The sequence below is a fragment of the Marinobacter sp. MBR-105 genome (assembly GCF_053628895.1).
This window is the reverse complement of sequence record NZ_JBRJHG010000012.1, coordinates 127,672-144,382: the sequence shown is the minus strand read 5'-3', so window position 1 is coordinate 144,382 and position 16,711 is coordinate 127,672. Positions and strand designations below refer to the sequence as shown.

Here is a 16,711-nt window from a genome sequence, read left to right as displayed (position 1 = left end):
GGGAACCGAAGACAAAGAATGACTACACAGACAGCGCTGATTGTTGACGACGAGCCGGATATCCGGGATCTACTGGAAATCACCCTCACCCGGATGGGCATTACCACCTACACCGCCCCCGATCTGGCCAGCGCCAGGGAACTACTGCAGCAGCACAATCCCCAGCTCTGCCTGACAGACATGAACCTGCCCGACGGCAATGGTATAGACCTTGTTCACTGGATTCAGCAACACACGCCCTGCACCCCCGTTGCAGTGATCACCGCCTATGGCAGCATGGACACGGCTATCGAATCGCTCAAAGCCGGCGCTTTTGACTTCGTATCCAAGCCCGTGGAGCTGCCCCGCCTGCGGGAACTGGTCAACAGCGCTCTGAAGCTGTCAGAACCCCAGACCGGCGAAACCGCCGAGTCCGATGAGCCCGGCCTGCTTCTGGGCGACTCGCCGCAAATCCGGAAACTGCGCACACAGACGAAAAAGCTCGCCAGAAGCCAGGCACCGGTGTTTATCAGCGGCGAATCCGGCAGCGGCAAGGAGCTGGTCGCCCGCATGATTCACCTGCAAGGCCCCAGAAGTGACGGCCCCTTTATCGCAGTGAACTGTGGCGCAATCCCCTCGGAATTGATGGAAAGCGAGTTCTTTGGCCACAAGAAGGGCAGCTTCACCGGCGCCGTCGAGAACAAGCAGGGCCTGTTCCGCTCTGCCGATGGTGGCACCCTGTTTCTGGACGAAGTGGCCGACCTGCCCCTGGCCATGCAAGTAAAACTGCTGCGGGCTATCCAGGAGAAAGCCGTTCGTCCGGTCGGTGACACCAAAGAAGTGCCGGTGGATATCCGGGTGCTCAGCGCCACCCATAAAAATCTCCCGGAACTGGTGCAGGAAGGCGACTTCCGCCAAGATCTGTTTTATCGGATCAACGTGATTGAACTTGCCGTTCCGCCTCTGCGCAAGCGCGCCGACGACATTCCCCTGCTGGCCGAGCACATTCTCCAACGCATAGCCCGGGAATACGAATGCGACCCGGCCAGACTCACCCCTGCCGCCATCGAGCGACTCAAAGGCTACGAGTTTCCCGGTAACGTGCGGGAACTGGAGAATATCCTGGAGCGGGCATTTACACTGTGCGACGAAGACCTGATAGACGCCAGCGACCTGCATCTTGGAGGCGGCGCCTGCCTGCCTGCCCGGGCTGCACCGGAGCCAGCTCTACCCGGCCAGACAGCGGAAGCGCAACCCGTCGCTGTGCCGGAAGGCGAAATTGATCTGGAAGATTATCTGGAAGGCCTGGAGCGGCAAGCCATTGAAAAGGCGCTCGAGGCAACCCGCTGGAACAAAACCGCAGCGGCCAAGCGCCTGGGAATCAGCTTTCGGGCATTGCGGTACCGGTTGAAGAAGTTGGGAATGGAGTAGATAATCAGACTGGCTTTCAGGAAGAAAGCCAAACCATTGTGCCAGGGAGGCAACATGAAAAAACGAATACCGTGGGGCTTCACGCTCGTGGAGCTTCTTATCACAATCGCCGTGTTTGCAATTATTGCAGGGATGGCGATACCGGCACTACACCAGGAAATCGCCAACGGCCACCAAAGGCAACTCATTGCAACCTTTCATGGCGCCTTTTCCTACGCCAGGTCGCAGGCGGTACATACAGGCGCTCCCGTTATCCTCTGTCCACTCTCGCCAAGCTTGAATTGCGTTGACAACTGGGGCTTGCCTGTGGCGATTTTTTCCGACAGCGACCGGGATCGAAGGCCGGATGACGACATCGTCTGGCGCTACATCCAGCCACCCGAACACTACCGCATACACTCCAGAACGGGTCGGCGAGGCTACTTCGCCTTCGGGCCCAATGGCCTGATGCTTGGCGCCAGCGGCTCTCTTGTTGCCTGCCCCACCGCAGGCAACAAACAGCCGATGAGCTATCTGGCTGTGAACCGGGGGGGCCGCTTCCGCGCGGTCCACGACGATGATCTGGACAACATCATTCGTCTATCCTGGGGCGGGGTCATCAGGTGTTAACCCCTTGTGCGACTAATTTGTCCATTTATCCTCGCCAGTGCCGATACTGCCACTGTTGTCGCGATCCCAGCGCCTGATGCCCTGGTTGTTCAAATCCAGAAAACCATCACCCACCTGCCCATTTACCGGGGTGGCCCTTACTACAAACGCTGAGGCCGATGCACTGTCGATGGTGAGATTGTAGTAGGCTGTGCCTCCATCCTTGGGCACCTTGTCATAGTAAATTCCGGGGGCGCCGGTATCACCGCCCCCTGCGCCTGCCCCGGTGTAGCTGTTGGTGGCCGTGAAATGTCGCTCCATTGCCGCCGCCAGCCCCATCAAAGCAGACTGAGCCTCTGCTCTTCGGGATTTCCGAACATGATCCTGATACGACGGATAGGCTACCGCGGCAAGAATGCCGACGATAGCTACCACAATCATGACTTCAATTAACGTAAAGCCCTTGTTACTCGCGGTCTTGCCCCGGATCACTCCTCTTCCCTCCAGAACGTTTGAGTAAAGGTGTTGCTATCTTCAACCATCTCACAGTTTGTACCAACACAAATGAAACCGTCTTTTTCCGTTCTGAGAAGTTTCGGTGCAGGTGGAATCCCTGGAACCGGAATATCTTTCACCCGATCTGGCTTGGTCAGCTCATCCGGATCACCAATGCCGTCATAATTGCGAACAGGCTGACCATCACGCAACGCGATTGAGTAGAGTCGTGAGCGACCTGTCGACGGCGCACATGCAGAAAGTGCCGGCGCTGGCTGATAGGTTGTGAAGGTAACCACACCATCCACCACCAGGCTCTGGGACAATACCTTTTCACCTTTATTCTCAAGCTTGAGCATCCAGCCATTTGCGCTCTGCAAGGCTTTCTCGGCAGCCAGTTTTTCGCTATCCGTACCCTCTCCAATCTTGTTATCCGTGATATCAAGAAGGTCACTTTCTGTGAGAGTGGTATAGGTTACGTATCCAGTCGAAGCATCGACAGGCGCACTAAACAGCTCCGGAATGCGAATCATATAGGCGCGATCCTCGATAACCTTGTTCAGGGGATGGGCGTGAAAACCGGAACCAATAACCAGGTTAAGGTAGCGTTTCCCCCAGAAGGTGCTCACGGAAAGGTCCGGTGTATGATAGAAGCGCCGCGCCGACGCATGGTCGCCTCCGGAAAGGTTGGCGATGCGACCACCAAATCCGAGTGTACCGGCAGAGTTACCATTGTTGAAATCGAAGCGCCAGATCTGACCACCCATATCACCGATATAAGCCTGATCTGCCAACCCATCACCATCGATATCCAGAACCTTCGGCGATGCAGGCATGCTGTACTTCATCTGAGAAAGTTCGAGATTCGCACCGGAGCCTTTTGGACCGGCCCACCACAAGCGGCTGCCCGTTTTCGCATCAACCACATACAACGCCCGGCCCATGTCATCTTCGGTAATCGTCGCCACATCGTCCTGGTCTTCATCATAGCCACCGGCGAAAAACAGGACATCTGTCTCGGTACCGCCGATATTCAGCTTGGTTTTGACCGGCGTAGACCAGGTTTGGCCGAGCTCTGAAAAATCACCGGATCCACCATTGATTTTCCACAACGCCTTTGGAGCATTCCTGTCGGTTGCATCCAAAGCGTAGTAGCTACGCCCGCCGCGACGCATACCTGTGTAAAGGTACACATGATCACCATCCGCCGCCTTGATTCCGCCGCTGGGATTTTTAACCCAGCTGACGACAGAACCGTCCATTCCATAGATGCGACCAGACTCCGTTTCTTTGTTCTCCATCAAGGCTTTCTGCTTGTTCAGCATTTCCTCCGGCATAAAGGCAAAGTAGGACTCGCCTGTTTCACCATCAATGGCATGCAAATAGCCCTGGTTGTCACCGAAATAAATCGTAGTGTCCGGAGAAGCCTCGGTACCGCCATAAACAATCAGTTTCGGTTCAGAGTGCAAAGGATCGGCAATAAACTTTCTGGCATCGCTCGTGGACCCGTTTTCATTTTCGTCTTTAACATCTTCTCCCCGAATCCAGCGAATCAGGTTGGTGTGCTCGGTGTCGCTCATGCTGGAGTCTCCCAGCACACTTTTCGTCAGGTTGGCCTTGTTCGACGTAGATACCAGGTTATCACTGGCGCTCAGGGCCTTGCCTTTGAGCCATGTGTACACTTTGCGATTGCTCGGCACATTGGGCAGCTGGCTACGTGCGCCGCCTGCCTTCACCTCTTTACCATCGGCAGATGCCGACCACCAGCTTTGCGTGTCATCCTTAAAGAACCCCGTGGCGGAATCAATTGCTACTTTGCCGTTGACATCGACGATCTTACCGCCAGCGGAGATTTTGTAGCGCTTCAGATTACCTTGCCACAAAGGCCGGGTGTCCGGTTCGAAAACAGAGTAATAGAGAGCGTCAAAATGACTTAAGCGATTGAACGAGTTTACCGCAACGCCAGGGGCGACAAAGGTACTGCTGGTATCAAGTACGGCCCTTACGATGTCGTTGAAAGCGTTCGCCAGCTCCTCGGCATCATTCGCCAAATAGTATTTTCCACCTCCAGCAGTCGCCGTCTTCGCCAACAGGGGGTCATTGATGTTGAAGCCCACCGTGTAGGTGGTTATCGTTTGATCTCCGTCGTACGCCTCTGTCATATCATTTGTGCGAATGTAGCCCGCTATTTCATCAAGGCAATTGCCCGAACAAGATGCCCCGATTTCTTTTTCCATAGTAGAAACATGATTATCATCCTTTGTCGGAGCACCATCAGTCATTAGAATGATATTATTCGACTGACACTCATACTCGATAGGAGATATATAGCCATCCTCTTGGCTTTTTATTGGGTAGCGATCGAGGAACTGATTTTCACCCTGGTAATACCTCATGGCTTCAAATAAAGTTTCTGAAAGCGGCGTCCAGGTTTCATGATCAAGTGTATCAACAGCCGCCTTGAAATTCCCCCTATTAGTGGACACATCACCAATCGGGTTCATAAGATGCCCACCTTCAGTGTTGTTGACAGTATTGAAGGCCATTAGTCCGATATTGACACCCGTCGTGGTGTCAGCCAGGTGCTTGGCAACACCTTTCATGACATCCAGCCGGGTCATTTTTATCGTTCCGGATTTCGCACTTTGCCAGTTCAGATAATTTGGCGAAAAGTATGTGCGTCTACTAAAATTCTTCCAATTAACACTCCGATCTTTGTCAGCCTCACAGTCAGTCGTACTGTAGTTCACATCGTCTTCATCAAAACTCCGCCACTTCCCGTTATAGAAGTACGCCATTCTGTATTGCTTCAACTCACCTACTGTGTCAATGCGTCCATTCAGGTCAGAGCACTCAATCACAGACCTTTTTACGGTATACCAGTCACCATCTTGCTTATAGTAAATATAGTTTGAATTGAAATCCCCGGAATACGATTTATCCGGATCATAAACCGGGTCAGACGACACTTTCACATCAACCATTGCGTCCATGCTGCCCGAGTTATCAAGTATAAAAAGAAGATTGGGGCGAATACTCGTACTGTCCTGTGTATTAAAGAAGATCTCAGTATCATCTGCCAAGGCACTTGTCGTACCAGATGCCAACAAAAATCCAAGACTAAAAGCAGCCAGTCGGTTCATCTGAGTTTTCATTTTCCACCTCCATTGCTGGCATCAAAATACTGAACCCTTTTTACTTTCGAAGTCTCACTATCGATGAATACAGTCCCAGCACTTCCCTGCAACTCCCTAAAAGCATCCCCGGCTGATATAGAAACGCCGGCAGCAGAAAACCTCAAATTCTCAGCAGGTAGCAAGGCTCGGAACTCACACCCGTCACATTCTTTGAAACGTATCTCAACCACGCCAGAGGACCGGGAGTAAGCCAGCATGACAGATGGAGATTCAACAGCAATCTCACTGGAGGTCATTGCGGTATTTGCATACGGAAGCTCCTGCTGAGCCCAAACTAGCTGTGCCATAACTGCGAAAATACACGTGATTCCAAACTTCACGTAGTTCATAGGTTCGACCCTCAGTGTTCACTTGCCATTAAAAGAAAACCACACTGACACCACGAACAACCCGCCCGGTTGCTCCGGAGCCCGTGATTTCAGCATCACCAATAATTTCGAATCTGTGCCGGAACGTCTCAATATCTTCACCGAAAGAATGGCCTTCCATCAGGTTGGCCTCTCCCAGGTAGCGAATTTCCGACGTCGCTTTCTTTCCCGTACCGGCTCCTGAGTAGTTAACGGGTGTTGTAGAGACTCCAATACCCGCGTCCAGGGCATTCAAGGCACGTTTCCACTCGGTCGAGTTCACGTTCATAGGCTCCAGACGTTTAAACAGATCCTGTCCGGCGGACTCCGCAGAGAAAAAAGCCTGCCGGGCATTCTGAGCATTGGCCGACATACGTTCTTGCAGAATCGATGAATTCATACTGGCGAGGCCAATCATAGTAATCACCAGAAGAATCACCAGGCTGATAATCAGAGCCGCCCCTCGCTGACTGGCTGGCAGCTGAGGGGGCGACACCGAGCCATTCTTTTCGGCAATAAACAGTAAACCGTTACTTAATTGCATGGGTCGCCATCCCCCCCGTTGTTGTCTGCATCTTCCCATTCCCACAAATCCGTACCTACAAGTTGCTTGAACTCACCACATCTACGATTCCGAAGATCCAGCGTTGTCACAAAAGCTTTCCTCAACCGCCTGTCGGCTGCGTGCGCCTGTTCACCAGTGCTGGGTGTACCGGCAACAAACACTGTTCCCGGCAATTCATAGGATTGGCTGTCATCCTGCTGCAGCACGTTCCCGGACGCACTGACTAGCAAGCCTACGCGAATGACCACAACGTCTTTCCAATCGCTGGCGGTAACGCCCGAAGCATCAACGAAACTGATGGTGTTGTTGTCTGGGTCGGTGCGCAGGCCGTACTGAACTTTCATGGCTTCGACACCTTCAACCAGTTCTTCGCGTTGAAAGTCCGGTGTGGCAGAGTTGGGCAGGTTATTGGTGGCTCGGTAGAGTGCCTGTATGTTGTTGCCCTGGTCATCCACCCGGCCGGTATCGGCCACAAAAAACACGGTGCTTTCAAAGGCAAACAGTGCAGCATCAGAGTCCGCGGCATAAGCCACTGACAAGTTGTCGTTGGTATTGGCTGCCACTCCGTGCTTAATCACTTTTGACGCCCCCGACGGATCATTGGTCATCCGGAAGACATCGGCAAACTCGCAGTTGGCAATCATGAGAAGTGCGCCGGAGCTAAACTCTGCTCCCGCCCCAAACAGGCCATCCGGATCGACAATGGGAATGTCAGAAGCACGCACTGCCATGCCTTTCGGTGGCGTAGCACCATCGCTGATGATCGCAGTCAAAGGCCGTGCGCGCTGAACCATCAGCACATCGCTGCCTGGCAGAGCATCGCCCTCAATAGTGTTCAAATCCTCAAAGTCTGTACCGGCATCCCAGGTTGTCTGCGTGGCTGCGGTAACCTGCCAGCCCTGAACACCGGTGTTGTACAAGTAAACACTGTCCTCGCCTGCTGCCGGTGTTATCGACGGCGGAGGATTACTCGCAACCACGCGCAGGGGCACAGAATATCCGTCTGAACACCCCTGGTATCCAGCCATCCGCACTTCCCGGGACATCAATTCCAGCCCTATGCGGCCTGATTCCTGAATACGGGCCAGAGAATCCCCCAGCCGAGTGGTCTGATTGGAGTCCATGTAGACAGTGAAAATGCCGAGAATAATCGCACCACTGAGTGCGAGAGCTATCATCAGTTCGACCAGTGAAAGGCCTGCCTGCCGCACCCATGCCACACTCTCAACATTCAAAAATTGCTTGCTGGGACTAATCATAGGGTAAACTCGATAACAGTTTGCTGATCTTCAGTAGACATGGAACCTTTAGCCTCACTCCACTGGTCTTCTTTCCAGGTAACGGTAATGGTGTAGACGTTGCCAGCGGTTTTGGGGCCGCCACCGCCTGCAATGGTCAATTTCCAGTCGGGCAACAGGGCCATTTTCCCGTCGGCGCCCTCCATCTGCTTTTTCCAGGCAAACAGATCTGCATTGACTCGCTCGCTGCCTTTGCAACCAGACGCTTCACATGCAGGATCTGTGATACTTGAACTCTTATCATATGTGCCGTTGTAGCTGTCGTTCAGAGCCTCGGCAACATTCGCACGCATACGATCTGCCATGTCGTACGCCAGAACCGTGCCCTGCGTGCGCAAAAACGCACCTTGGTTATTCTTGAGACTTCCCACAGTCAGGCTTGCCATTCCAAGCAGGCCTACGGCCAAAACCAACACGGTGACCAGTATTTCAATCAAGGTCATCCCCCGCTGGGCCTTTGCTCCGTTAACCATCGTATTAAACCCGTTCATCTGTTGCCGCTCCGCTTCTTGGTCAACACTTGAAATCAATGTTGTTGTGGTCTTCGCGGTTTCCACTGCTATCTCTTGCTGCAGACCGTGTCTGCCCTGACACCGACAGCACCACACCCCGAGCTTCGCTCGCTCCGAAAGAATCACACATCTTGAACGTTACCTGGTTGCCGCCAGCAGGCGCTCCAGTGCGAACGAGAGCCAGGCTGGAAGAATTAAAGCTGGCACTGGTACCGGTTTTCACCTCCAGCTTGATGCCGCTGGGCAATGGCCCGATTACCTTCAATATGGTTTCGCCCGCATCCACACTTCCGTTGCCGTTGGCATCCCGGGCAATGATCCATCCAACGCTCCAGTCTGTCTCGCCGGTACATTTTGCCGAGTCGTTGGAAGCGCACAGCAGTACCGGTTCTGCGGGCCGCTTTGCGGACTCACTTCGAGCAAAGCCGATCAGGCCTTGAAGCTCATTGAAGGCCGCGGTTGTCCGGTGTCTAGTAATCATATCTCCCATCGCCGGAATCGCGATTGTCGCAACAATCGCTACAACAGCAAGAGTCACCATCAACTCAATCAACGTAAATCCGCGCTGCGCCTGGATACTGCGCATAAGCCAGCTCCCTAAAGATTTTTTCATGTTCATAGATTACAACCCCATAAAAAAACCGCCAGATGTCGTCGACAAGTGGCGGTTTATCACCGATCAATGGACGTTGGCCCATTAAAGTATGATGTAGATCACAATTCCACCGCGTCGATACGAAGCTCTTTGGGCATGGAAAAGACGATGTTTTCTTCACGGCCCGACACTTCCACCGGCTCTTCGCCCCCCAAGGCTTTCAGGCGCTTGATCACATCGGCGACCAGCACCTCAGGGGCAGACGCTCCGGCCGTTACGCCGATTGCCTTTTTACCGTCCAGCCATGCGGGGTCTATCTGGGCGGCTTCATCGATCAGATAGGCCGGCGTGCCCATGCGTTCAGCCAGTTCCCGCAGGCGATTGGAGTTGGAGCTATTGGGGGAGCCCACCACCAGCATCAGATCACAGTCACCGGCCAACTGCTTGACTGCGTCCTGCCGATTCTGGGTGGCATAGCAGATGTCGTCTTTGCGAGGGCCTTCGATTTCCGGGAATTTGGCGCGCAGGGCGTCGATTACCCGTGCGGTATCGTCCATGGACAGCGTGGTTTGGGTAACGAAGGACAAACGGCTGGGGTCTTTCACTTCCAGCTTCTGCACGTCGGCTTCGTCTTCCACCAGATAGATGTCGCCGCCGTTGCTGTGATCGTACTGGCCCATGGTGCCTTCCACTTCCGGGTGTCCATGGTGGCCGATCAGGATGCACTCGCGGCCGTCGCGGCTGTAGCGCATCACTTCCATATGCACTTTGGTGACCAACGGGCAGGTAGCGTCGAACACTTTCAGGCCGCGCCGGGCGGCTTCGTTCTGTACCGCCTGGGATACGCCGTGGGCACTGAAGATCACCAGTTTGTCGTCGGGCACTTCGTCCAACTCGTCAACAAAGATCGCGCCCCGGTTGCGCAGGTTGTCTACCACGAATTTGTTGTGGACCACTTCGTGGCGCACGTAGATGGGCGCTCCGAACACGTCCAGCGCGCGGTTTACAATTTCTATGGCACGGTCTACGCCGGCACAGAAGCCACGGGGGTTAGCGAGTCGAATGTGCATAATCAGTGTGTCGGCCCTGCTGGTTCAACGTCGATAATCTGAACTTCAAAGCTCAGTGTATGCCCTGCCAGCGGGTGATTAAAGTCCACTTCCACCTGGTCACCTTCTACCCGCTTGATCACACCGGGCAGTTCCTGCTGGCGCGCGTCGGCGAAGGAAATCACCACACCCGGCTCCAGAACCATGTCAGCACTGAATTCGTGGCGCTTGAAGGTCTGGATATTGCTGGGGTTGTGCTGGCCGAAGGCTTTTTCCGGCGGCACTTCAAAGGTTTTGTGGTCGCCGGCTTTCAGGCCCATCAGGTAGGCTTCGAAATTTTCCGGCAGGTTTTCATCACCGATTTCCAGGGTAGCCGGCTCTTTGTCGAAGGTGGAATCCACAGTTTCGCCGTCCTCAAACTTCAGGGCGAAATGCAGTTTTACTCGGGTTCCCTTATCGATGGGCAGTTCTTTCATGGGGTTCAGTTGCTCCTGTCAGCATCGCCGCTGGCACCAGCGGGTTTGCGGAATGCATCGATGATCATCATGGCAGCACCAATGGTGATGGCGGTGTCGGCCAGGTTGAAGGCCGGGAAATGCCAGTCCTGCCAGTAGAAATGCAGGAAGTCCACCACGTAACCATGCACCACCCGGTCGTATACGTTGCCGATGGCACCACCGAGGATCAATACGATGGCAATCGCGGTCCAGGTTTCATCGGCTTTGAGTTTTCTCAGCCATCCCACCAGCACCACACTGACCACGACCGCCAGGGTGACAAAGAACCAGCGCTGCCACCCGGCGGCATCGGCCAGGAAGCTGAATGCCGCGCCAGTGTTGTGCAGTAGCGTCAGGTTGAAACTGGGCAGTACCGGTACCGGGTCACCGTAGGTCAGCATAGCCGTGGCTATGGCTTTGGTGCCCAGGTCAATGGCGATGACCAGCACCGCCAGCCACAGCCATTTCAGTTTACTGCCAGTGCTTTCAGTCATGACCGCATCCATCAGGCGTATGCACGGGTTTCACCCGGGCCTTCCACATTGGTCACGCAACGGCCACACAGATCGCTGTACTGCTCGTTCTGCCCCACGTCTTCACGGTGGTGCCAGCAGCGTTCGCACTTGGCGTGAGTCGCCGGGGTCACTTTCACCAGCAGACCTTCCAGGTTGGTTTGCTCTACGCCGGCCGCTTCGCTCACCGGCTTAACGGTGGCTTCAGAGGTAATCAGCACAAAGCGCAGCTCTTCACCAAGATAGTTCAGTCGCTCGGCCAGGCTACCTTCGCAGTAAAGAGTCACTTCCGCGCTCAATGAGCCTTTGATTTCACCTCGGGCACGGACTTCTTCCAGGCACTTGTTGACCGCCTCTTTCACAGCGTAGATTTCACGCCAGTAGTCGCGACCCAGCTCGAAGTCGTCCGGAAGCGCAGTCAGGCCTTGGTACCAGGTTTCGTAGAACACAGTGTCGCCGCGCTTACCCGGCAGGTGCTGCCAGATTTCATCAGCGGTGAAGCTCAGGATTGGCGCAATCCAGCGCACCAGGGCTTCAGCTACATGATAGAGCGCGGTCTGGCAGGAACGTCGCGCCAGGCTGTCGGCCTGGGTGGTGTACTGGCGGTCCTTGATGATGTCCAGGTAGAAGCCACCCAGGGTGGCTTCACAGAAGTTGTACACCTTCTGGTAGATCCGAAGGAAGGCATAGTTGCCGTAGTCTTCGTGCAGTTCGTTCTGGAGCTGCAGGGCGCGGTCGACCATCCAGCGGTCCAGGGCAATCATGTCTTCCGGCGCGACCATATGCTGGTCCGGATCAAACCCGGTCAGGTTGCTTAGCAGGAAGCGTGCAGTGTTGCGGATACGGCGATAGCCGTCTGCAGTCTGGCGCAGGATATCCTTGGAAACGCTCATCTCACCGCTGTAGTCGGTGGCAGAGACCCACAAACGCAGGATGTCTGCACCCAGCTCGTTCATGACTTCCTGTGGGGCGATAACGTTACCCAGGGACTTGGACATCTTGTAGCCCTTGGCATCCACAGTGAAGCCGTGAGTGAGCACTTGCTTGTACGGCGCCACGCCATTCATGGCAATGGAGGTTTTCAGGGATGACTGGAACCAGCCACGATGCTGGTCAGAGCCTTCCAGGTACATATCGGCCGGGAACTGGCCCAATTCTTCACGTACCCGTAATACAGAGTCATGGGTGACACCCGAGTCAAACCAGACGTCCAGGGTATCCAGCACTTTTTCGTACTGGTCGGCGTCAGCACCCAGCAGTTCGTTCTGGTCAATGTCGTACCAGGCATCGATGCCGCCGGTTTCCACCGCCTGGGCGACTTTCTCGATCAGTTCCTGGGTGTTCGGGTGCAGCTCCTGAGTCTCCTTATGGATAAACAGGGTGATCGGCACGCCCCACGTGCGCTGACGAGAAATACACCAGTCCGGGCTCTGCTCGAACATGGCCTCGATGCGATTCTGGCCCCAGGCCGGCACCCAGCGCACGCCTTTGATGGCTTCCAGGGCATCGGCGCGCAGGTTGAGCTTGTCCATGCTGATGAACCACTGGGGGGTAGCCCTGTAGATCAGCGGGGTCTTGGTGCGCCAGCAGTGCGGGTAGCTGTGGCGGAATTTTTCCGAGCGTACCAGCTTGCCTTCGCGTTCCAGCGCGGCGCATACCGGCTCATCGGCCTTGTATACGTGCACACCAGCGAATTCGCCGGCTGCGTCGGTATAGGTGCCGTCGGCTTTCACCAGGTTGAGGGTGCCAATGCCGTATTCCTTACCCACCACGAAGTCTTCCATACCATGGTCAGGCGCTGTGTGTACTGCACCGGTACCGGCTTCCAGGGAAACGTGGTCACCCAGCAGCACAGGCACTTGCTTGTCGTACACCGGATGGTGCAGCAACTGGTTTTCCAGTGCGGAACCGGCGACGTTGGCCAGCACTTTGTAGTCTTCCACACCCCAGCGAGCCATGATGCCCTGCACCATGTCCGTGGCCAGAATCATGCGCTCAGCACCGTGGCCGACATCTAACTGTACCAGTGCGTATTCAATATCGGCACCGATGGACACCGCCTGGTTGGCGGGAATCGTCCAGGGAGTCGTGGTCCAGATCACCAGGGATACATCGCCCTCACCTTCGCTGGTTCCGAAGGTGTTCAGCACGGCGTCCTGGTCGACGGCGGTAAAACGCACGTCGATCTGGGTAGAGGTTTTGTCCTGGTATTCAACTTCGGCTTCTGCCAGTGCGGACTGACCAACCACACTCCAGTAAACCGGCTTGAAGCCCCGCACCAGGTGGCCCTTGGCGACGATCTTACCCAACGCCCGGACAATGCCCGCCTCCACTTTTGGATCCATGGTCAGATAGGGCTTGTCCCACTCACCCATCACGCCCAGGCGGATAAAGTCGGCCTTCTGGCCTTCGATCTGTTTGGTGGCGTAGTCTCGGCAGGCCTGGCGGAAGGTTTTGTAGTCCACCTTCACGCCGGCCTTGCCGATTTCCTGCTCAACCTTGTGCTCGATGGGCAGACCGTGGCAATCCCAGCCCGGCACGTAGGGTGCATCGTAGCCCATGAAACTGCGGGATTTCACGATCATGTCTTTCAGGATCTTGTTGACCGCATGCCCGATGTGAATGCTGCCGTTAGCGTAGGGAGGGCCATCGTGCAGGATGAACTTCTCACGACCTTGGCGCTGCTTGCGCAGATTGCCGTAAACGTTCAGGTCCTGCCAGTGCTTGAGCATGTCCGGCTCGCGCTTGGCCAGGTTACCGCGCATGGGGAACGCGGTTTCCGGCAGATTCAGGGTATGCTTGTAGTCGCTCATGTCTGTGTGCGTACTCTTGGTTGGTCAGTTGAATCAGGTTTCCGGGGTGGCGGGGTTCTCCGCCAACCAGGCCCGGGCATGCTCAAAATCCCGGGCGATCTGTTGCCGAAGTTCGTCAACAGAGTCGAATTTCACTTCGTCCCGCAGGCCATGGCGGAACACGACTTCCAGGTGCTGGCCATAAAGTGTGCCAGCAAAGTCAAACAGGTGCACTTCCAGCGATGGTCGCTTGCCATCTACCGTGGGGCGCAGGCCGATGTTCGCCACGCCATCACGCCATTCCCCGGTATCGAGCCGGGCCCTCACCACGTAAACCCCTCTCAGCGCCGGCATCTGATGCAGCAGGATATTGGCGGTGGGCGCGCCGATCTGCCGGCCCAGCTGCCGGCCATATACCACCCGCCCATGGATCCGGTAAGGGTGCCCCAAGAGTCGCTCGGCTTCCTCAAGTCCGTTCACATTCAGGGCGTTGCGCACCCGGGTGCTACTCACCCGCTCTCCGTCCACGACAACGGTGCGGGTATTCTCAACTGTAAAGCCCCGTTCCTGCCCCACGCTTTGCAACAGCCTGAAGTCGCCGGCCCGGTCGCAGCCGAAGCGGAAGTCGTCGCCCACCACCAGGTGACGAACCCCAAGGCCATGGATCAGCACATCCTCGATAAAGCCCATGCCGGAATAGCTGCGGAAGGTTTCGTCAAAGCGGATACACAGCACCACATCAACGCCTTCGCCAAGCAGAGCTTCAAATTTCTGGCGAAACGGCATCAACCGGGGAGGCGCTTCCGCCCCCTTGAAAAATTCCTGGGGCTGAGGCTCGAAAATCATCACCACAGACGGCAGGTTAAGTGCCTGAGCCTTGCCTCTGACCTGATCGATGATGGTTTTGTGGCCCCGATGAACGCCGTCAAAGTTGCCGATAGTGGCCACGCACCCATCGGCCAGCGGAGAATCCGCACTTCCCGCGATACGCTTGAGATTGGTCAGGCCTCGAATCAGACGCATGTACTGCGAACCCTAATGCTGCCAATGGCTTTCGGCGCGCCGGCGCGAACGCGCGACGCACTGGTGAGAAAACGCGCGATTATACCCCAGGAGCGGGCGTGGTAGAAATGACGACGCCTTACTTCTGGCGGAATTGCCGCACGCGAACACCTGCAAGGGCCAGCGCAACAAAATAGGCGAGAACCCCAGCCACAACCAGAATCGTCATTGCCGAAGCCCTCTGCAGGCCAGTAAAGGCCAGCCATTGGCCAACCGGCACATTCAGCCAGAGGATCACCGCTGCCAGCGCGCTGTTCGCAAACGCCAGCTGCATCAGGAACTTCGGCCAGCCCGACTGGCTTTTCCAGGCGCCTTCCTTGCGAAGTCCGCGCCAGAGCAGATAACCGTTGAGCCAGGCAGAAAGCGATGTCGCCAGCGCAAGCCCGGCATGCGCCAGCGGCACGATCAGCGCCAGGTTAAACACCATATTGGCGACCATGGCGATCACACCAATCTTTACCGGGGTTTTGGTATCTTCCCGGGCGAAAAAACCCGGTGCCAGCACCTTGATCAACATGAACGCCAGCAAACCCGCCGAATAGGCCCGCAGACTTTGTGCTGACATCGCGACATCGCGATCGGTCACTTCGCCGTAGTGGAACAGGGTTGCGATCAAGGGTTCGGCCAGCAAAGCCAACGCCAGGGCGGCCGGCACGCCGATCAGCAGAACGGCCCGCACAGCCCAGTCCAGGGTCGCTGCAAACTGGTCCGCAGATGCTGCCGCATGCTTGCGCGACAGACTTGGCAGAATCACCGTGGCGATCGCAATACCGAACACCCCCAATGGCAACTCCGACAAACGGTCGGAATAGTACAGCCAGGACACGCTCCCGGTTTGCAGGAAGGAGGCCAGCACGGTATCCAGTAACAGATTGATCTGGCTGACCGAAACCCCGAACAGCGCCGGCGCCATCAGCTTCAGGATACGGCTTACGCCCTCGTGCCGATAATCGATCCGAGGCTTGGGCAGAAGCCCCAGGCGCATCAGAAACGGCAACTGGAAAAACAGCTGCAAGGCCCCGGCAATGAACACACCCCAGGCCAGGGCCATCACCGGCTCATCCATCACCGGTGTGAGGAAAATGGCCGCCGAAATCATCGCCAGGTTCAGTAAGACCGGAGTGAAGGCCGGCACCGCAAACCGGTCATAACTGTTGAGAATGCCACCCGCAAAGGCGGTCAGGGATATCAACAGCAGATACGGAAAGGTAATGCGCAGCATCTCGCTGGTGAGCGCAAACTTGACGTCGTCACCCAGAAATCCTGGCGCAAACACCGCGGTCAGCACCGGCGAGCCGAGCATCGCAACAAGAGTTACCGCCAGAAGCACCAAACCCAGAGAACCGGCCACGGCGTCTACCAGGCGTTTCACTTGCGAAATATCCTGCGTTTCCCGATAGGATGACAACACCGGCACAAAAGCCTGAGAAAACGCACCTTCGGCAAACAGACGCCGGAGGAAGTTGGGAATCTTGAATGCCACAAAAAACGCGTCAGCCCCCGCTCCCGCGCCAAAATAGCGGGCAATCACCATATCCCGAACCAGACCCAACACCCGGGACAGCATGGTCATCATCCCGACCACGCCAGACGATCTCAACAATCCCGGCGCCCTGGACGGTTCTGACTTCCCTGTTGAGGGTGGCTTTCGTTGTTCGGAAGACATGATTTCGGCGTCCAGAATCCTGAGTGGAAGCTACGGGCCATCTCGGTAATCCACAAGGCGGAGTAACGCCCCCCGGCCAGCCCCAGCGCTGCGATGCCGGAGTGTATCACAGGGCTTTGCAGGCGA

General features: G+C 55.9%; 15 protein-coding genes. 2 read left to right on the top strand and 13 right to left on the bottom strand.

The window, feature by feature from the left end:
- The first annotated feature begins 18 nt into the window (after window positions 1–18).
- Window positions 19–1,410, top strand: a complete 1,392-nt coding sequence (locus ACSSVV_RS14755; protein ID WP_454106463.1) for a sigma-54-dependent transcriptional regulator — start codon at window positions 19–21, stop codon at window positions 1,408–1,410.
- Between the two features lie 54 nt (window positions 1,411–1,464).
- Window positions 1,465–2,019, top strand: coding sequence for a GspH/FimT family pseudopilin (locus tag ACSSVV_RS14750; protein WP_454106462.1), 555 nt, complete (start codon window positions 1,465–1,467; stop codon window positions 2,017–2,019).
- Between the two features lie 12 nt (window positions 2,020–2,031).
- Here ACSSVV_RS14750 and ACSSVV_RS14745 read toward each other — a convergent pair whose 3' ends face one another.
- From ACSSVV_RS14745 to murJ, 13 genes are all read right to left on the bottom strand, one after another.
- Complete coding sequence (locus ACSSVV_RS14745) at window positions 2,032–2,490, bottom strand: type IV pilin protein (protein WP_011784390.1); 459 nt, start codon at window positions 2,488–2,490, stop codon at window positions 2,032–2,034.
- Window positions 2,487–5,648: a pilus assembly protein gene (locus ACSSVV_RS14740; protein WP_454106461.1), complete on the bottom strand. Its 3,162-nt coding sequence runs from the start codon at window positions 5,646–5,648 to the stop codon at window positions 2,487–2,489. Before ACSSVV_RS14740 ends, ACSSVV_RS14745 begins: the two co-directional genes overlap by 4 nt.
- On the bottom strand, window positions 5,645–6,019 hold the full coding sequence (locus ACSSVV_RS14735; RefSeq protein ID WP_106763318.1) for a hypothetical protein: 375 nt from the start codon (window positions 6,017–6,019) through the stop codon (window positions 5,645–5,647). Before ACSSVV_RS14735 ends, ACSSVV_RS14740 begins: the two co-directional genes overlap by 4 nt.
- 28 nt (window positions 6,020–6,047) lie before the next feature.
- Entirely contained in the window at window positions 6,048–6,581 is a 534-nt protein-coding gene (locus ACSSVV_RS14730; RefSeq protein WP_454106460.1) for a pilus assembly PilX family protein, read from the bottom strand.
- Entirely contained in the window at window positions 6,572–7,861 is a 1,290-nt protein-coding gene (locus tag ACSSVV_RS14725) for a PilW family protein (protein ID WP_454106459.1), read from the bottom strand. The genes ACSSVV_RS14730 and ACSSVV_RS14725 overlap by 10 nt, the downstream gene beginning before the upstream one ends.
- Window positions 7,858–8,457 carry a type IV pilus modification protein PilV gene (gene pilV / locus ACSSVV_RS14720; RefSeq protein WP_454106458.1) on the bottom strand — a complete coding sequence of 200 codons (600 nt, stop codon included), beginning with the start codon at window positions 8,455–8,457 and terminating at the stop codon, window positions 7,858–7,860. The genes ACSSVV_RS14725 and pilV overlap by 4 nt, the downstream gene beginning before the upstream one ends.
- Window positions 8,414–8,998, bottom strand: coding sequence for a GspH/FimT family pseudopilin (locus tag ACSSVV_RS14715; RefSeq protein WP_454106457.1), 585 nt, complete (start codon window positions 8,996–8,998; stop codon window positions 8,414–8,416). Before ACSSVV_RS14715 ends, pilV begins: the two co-directional genes overlap by 44 nt.
- A 128-nt stretch (window positions 8,999–9,126) precedes the next feature.
- Window positions 9,127–10,077 (bottom strand): 4-hydroxy-3-methylbut-2-enyl diphosphate reductase, encoded by a 951-nt coding sequence (gene ispH, locus ACSSVV_RS14710; protein WP_454106456.1) that lies wholly within the window; start codon window positions 10,075–10,077, stop codon window positions 9,127–9,129.
- A 2-nt stretch (window positions 10,078–10,079) separates the two neighbouring features.
- Window positions 10,080–10,532, bottom strand: coding sequence for an FKBP-type peptidyl-prolyl cis-trans isomerase (gene fkpB / locus ACSSVV_RS14705; RefSeq protein ID WP_445481990.1), 453 nt, complete (start codon window positions 10,530–10,532; stop codon window positions 10,080–10,082).
- A 5-nt stretch (window positions 10,533–10,537) separates the two neighbouring features.
- Window positions 10,538–11,059, bottom strand: coding sequence for a signal peptidase II (gene lspA, locus ACSSVV_RS14700; RefSeq protein ID WP_278350803.1), 522 nt, complete (start codon window positions 11,057–11,059; stop codon window positions 10,538–10,540).
- Complete coding sequence (gene ileS, locus ACSSVV_RS14695; protein WP_454106455.1) at window positions 11,059–13,878, bottom strand: isoleucine--tRNA ligase; 2,820 nt, start codon at window positions 13,876–13,878, stop codon at window positions 11,059–11,061. Before ileS ends, lspA begins: the two co-directional genes overlap by 1 nt.
- 33 nt (window positions 13,879–13,911) lie before the next feature.
- Entirely contained in the window at window positions 13,912–14,880 is a 969-nt protein-coding gene (ribF, locus tag ACSSVV_RS14690) for a bifunctional riboflavin kinase/FAD synthetase (protein WP_011784379.1), read from the bottom strand.
- 118 nt (window positions 14,881–14,998) lie between these two features.
- Entirely contained in the window at window positions 14,999–16,585 is a 1,587-nt protein-coding gene (gene murJ / locus ACSSVV_RS14685; RefSeq protein WP_454106454.1) for a murein biosynthesis integral membrane protein MurJ, read from the bottom strand.
- Window positions 16,586–16,711 lie beyond the last annotated feature (126 nt).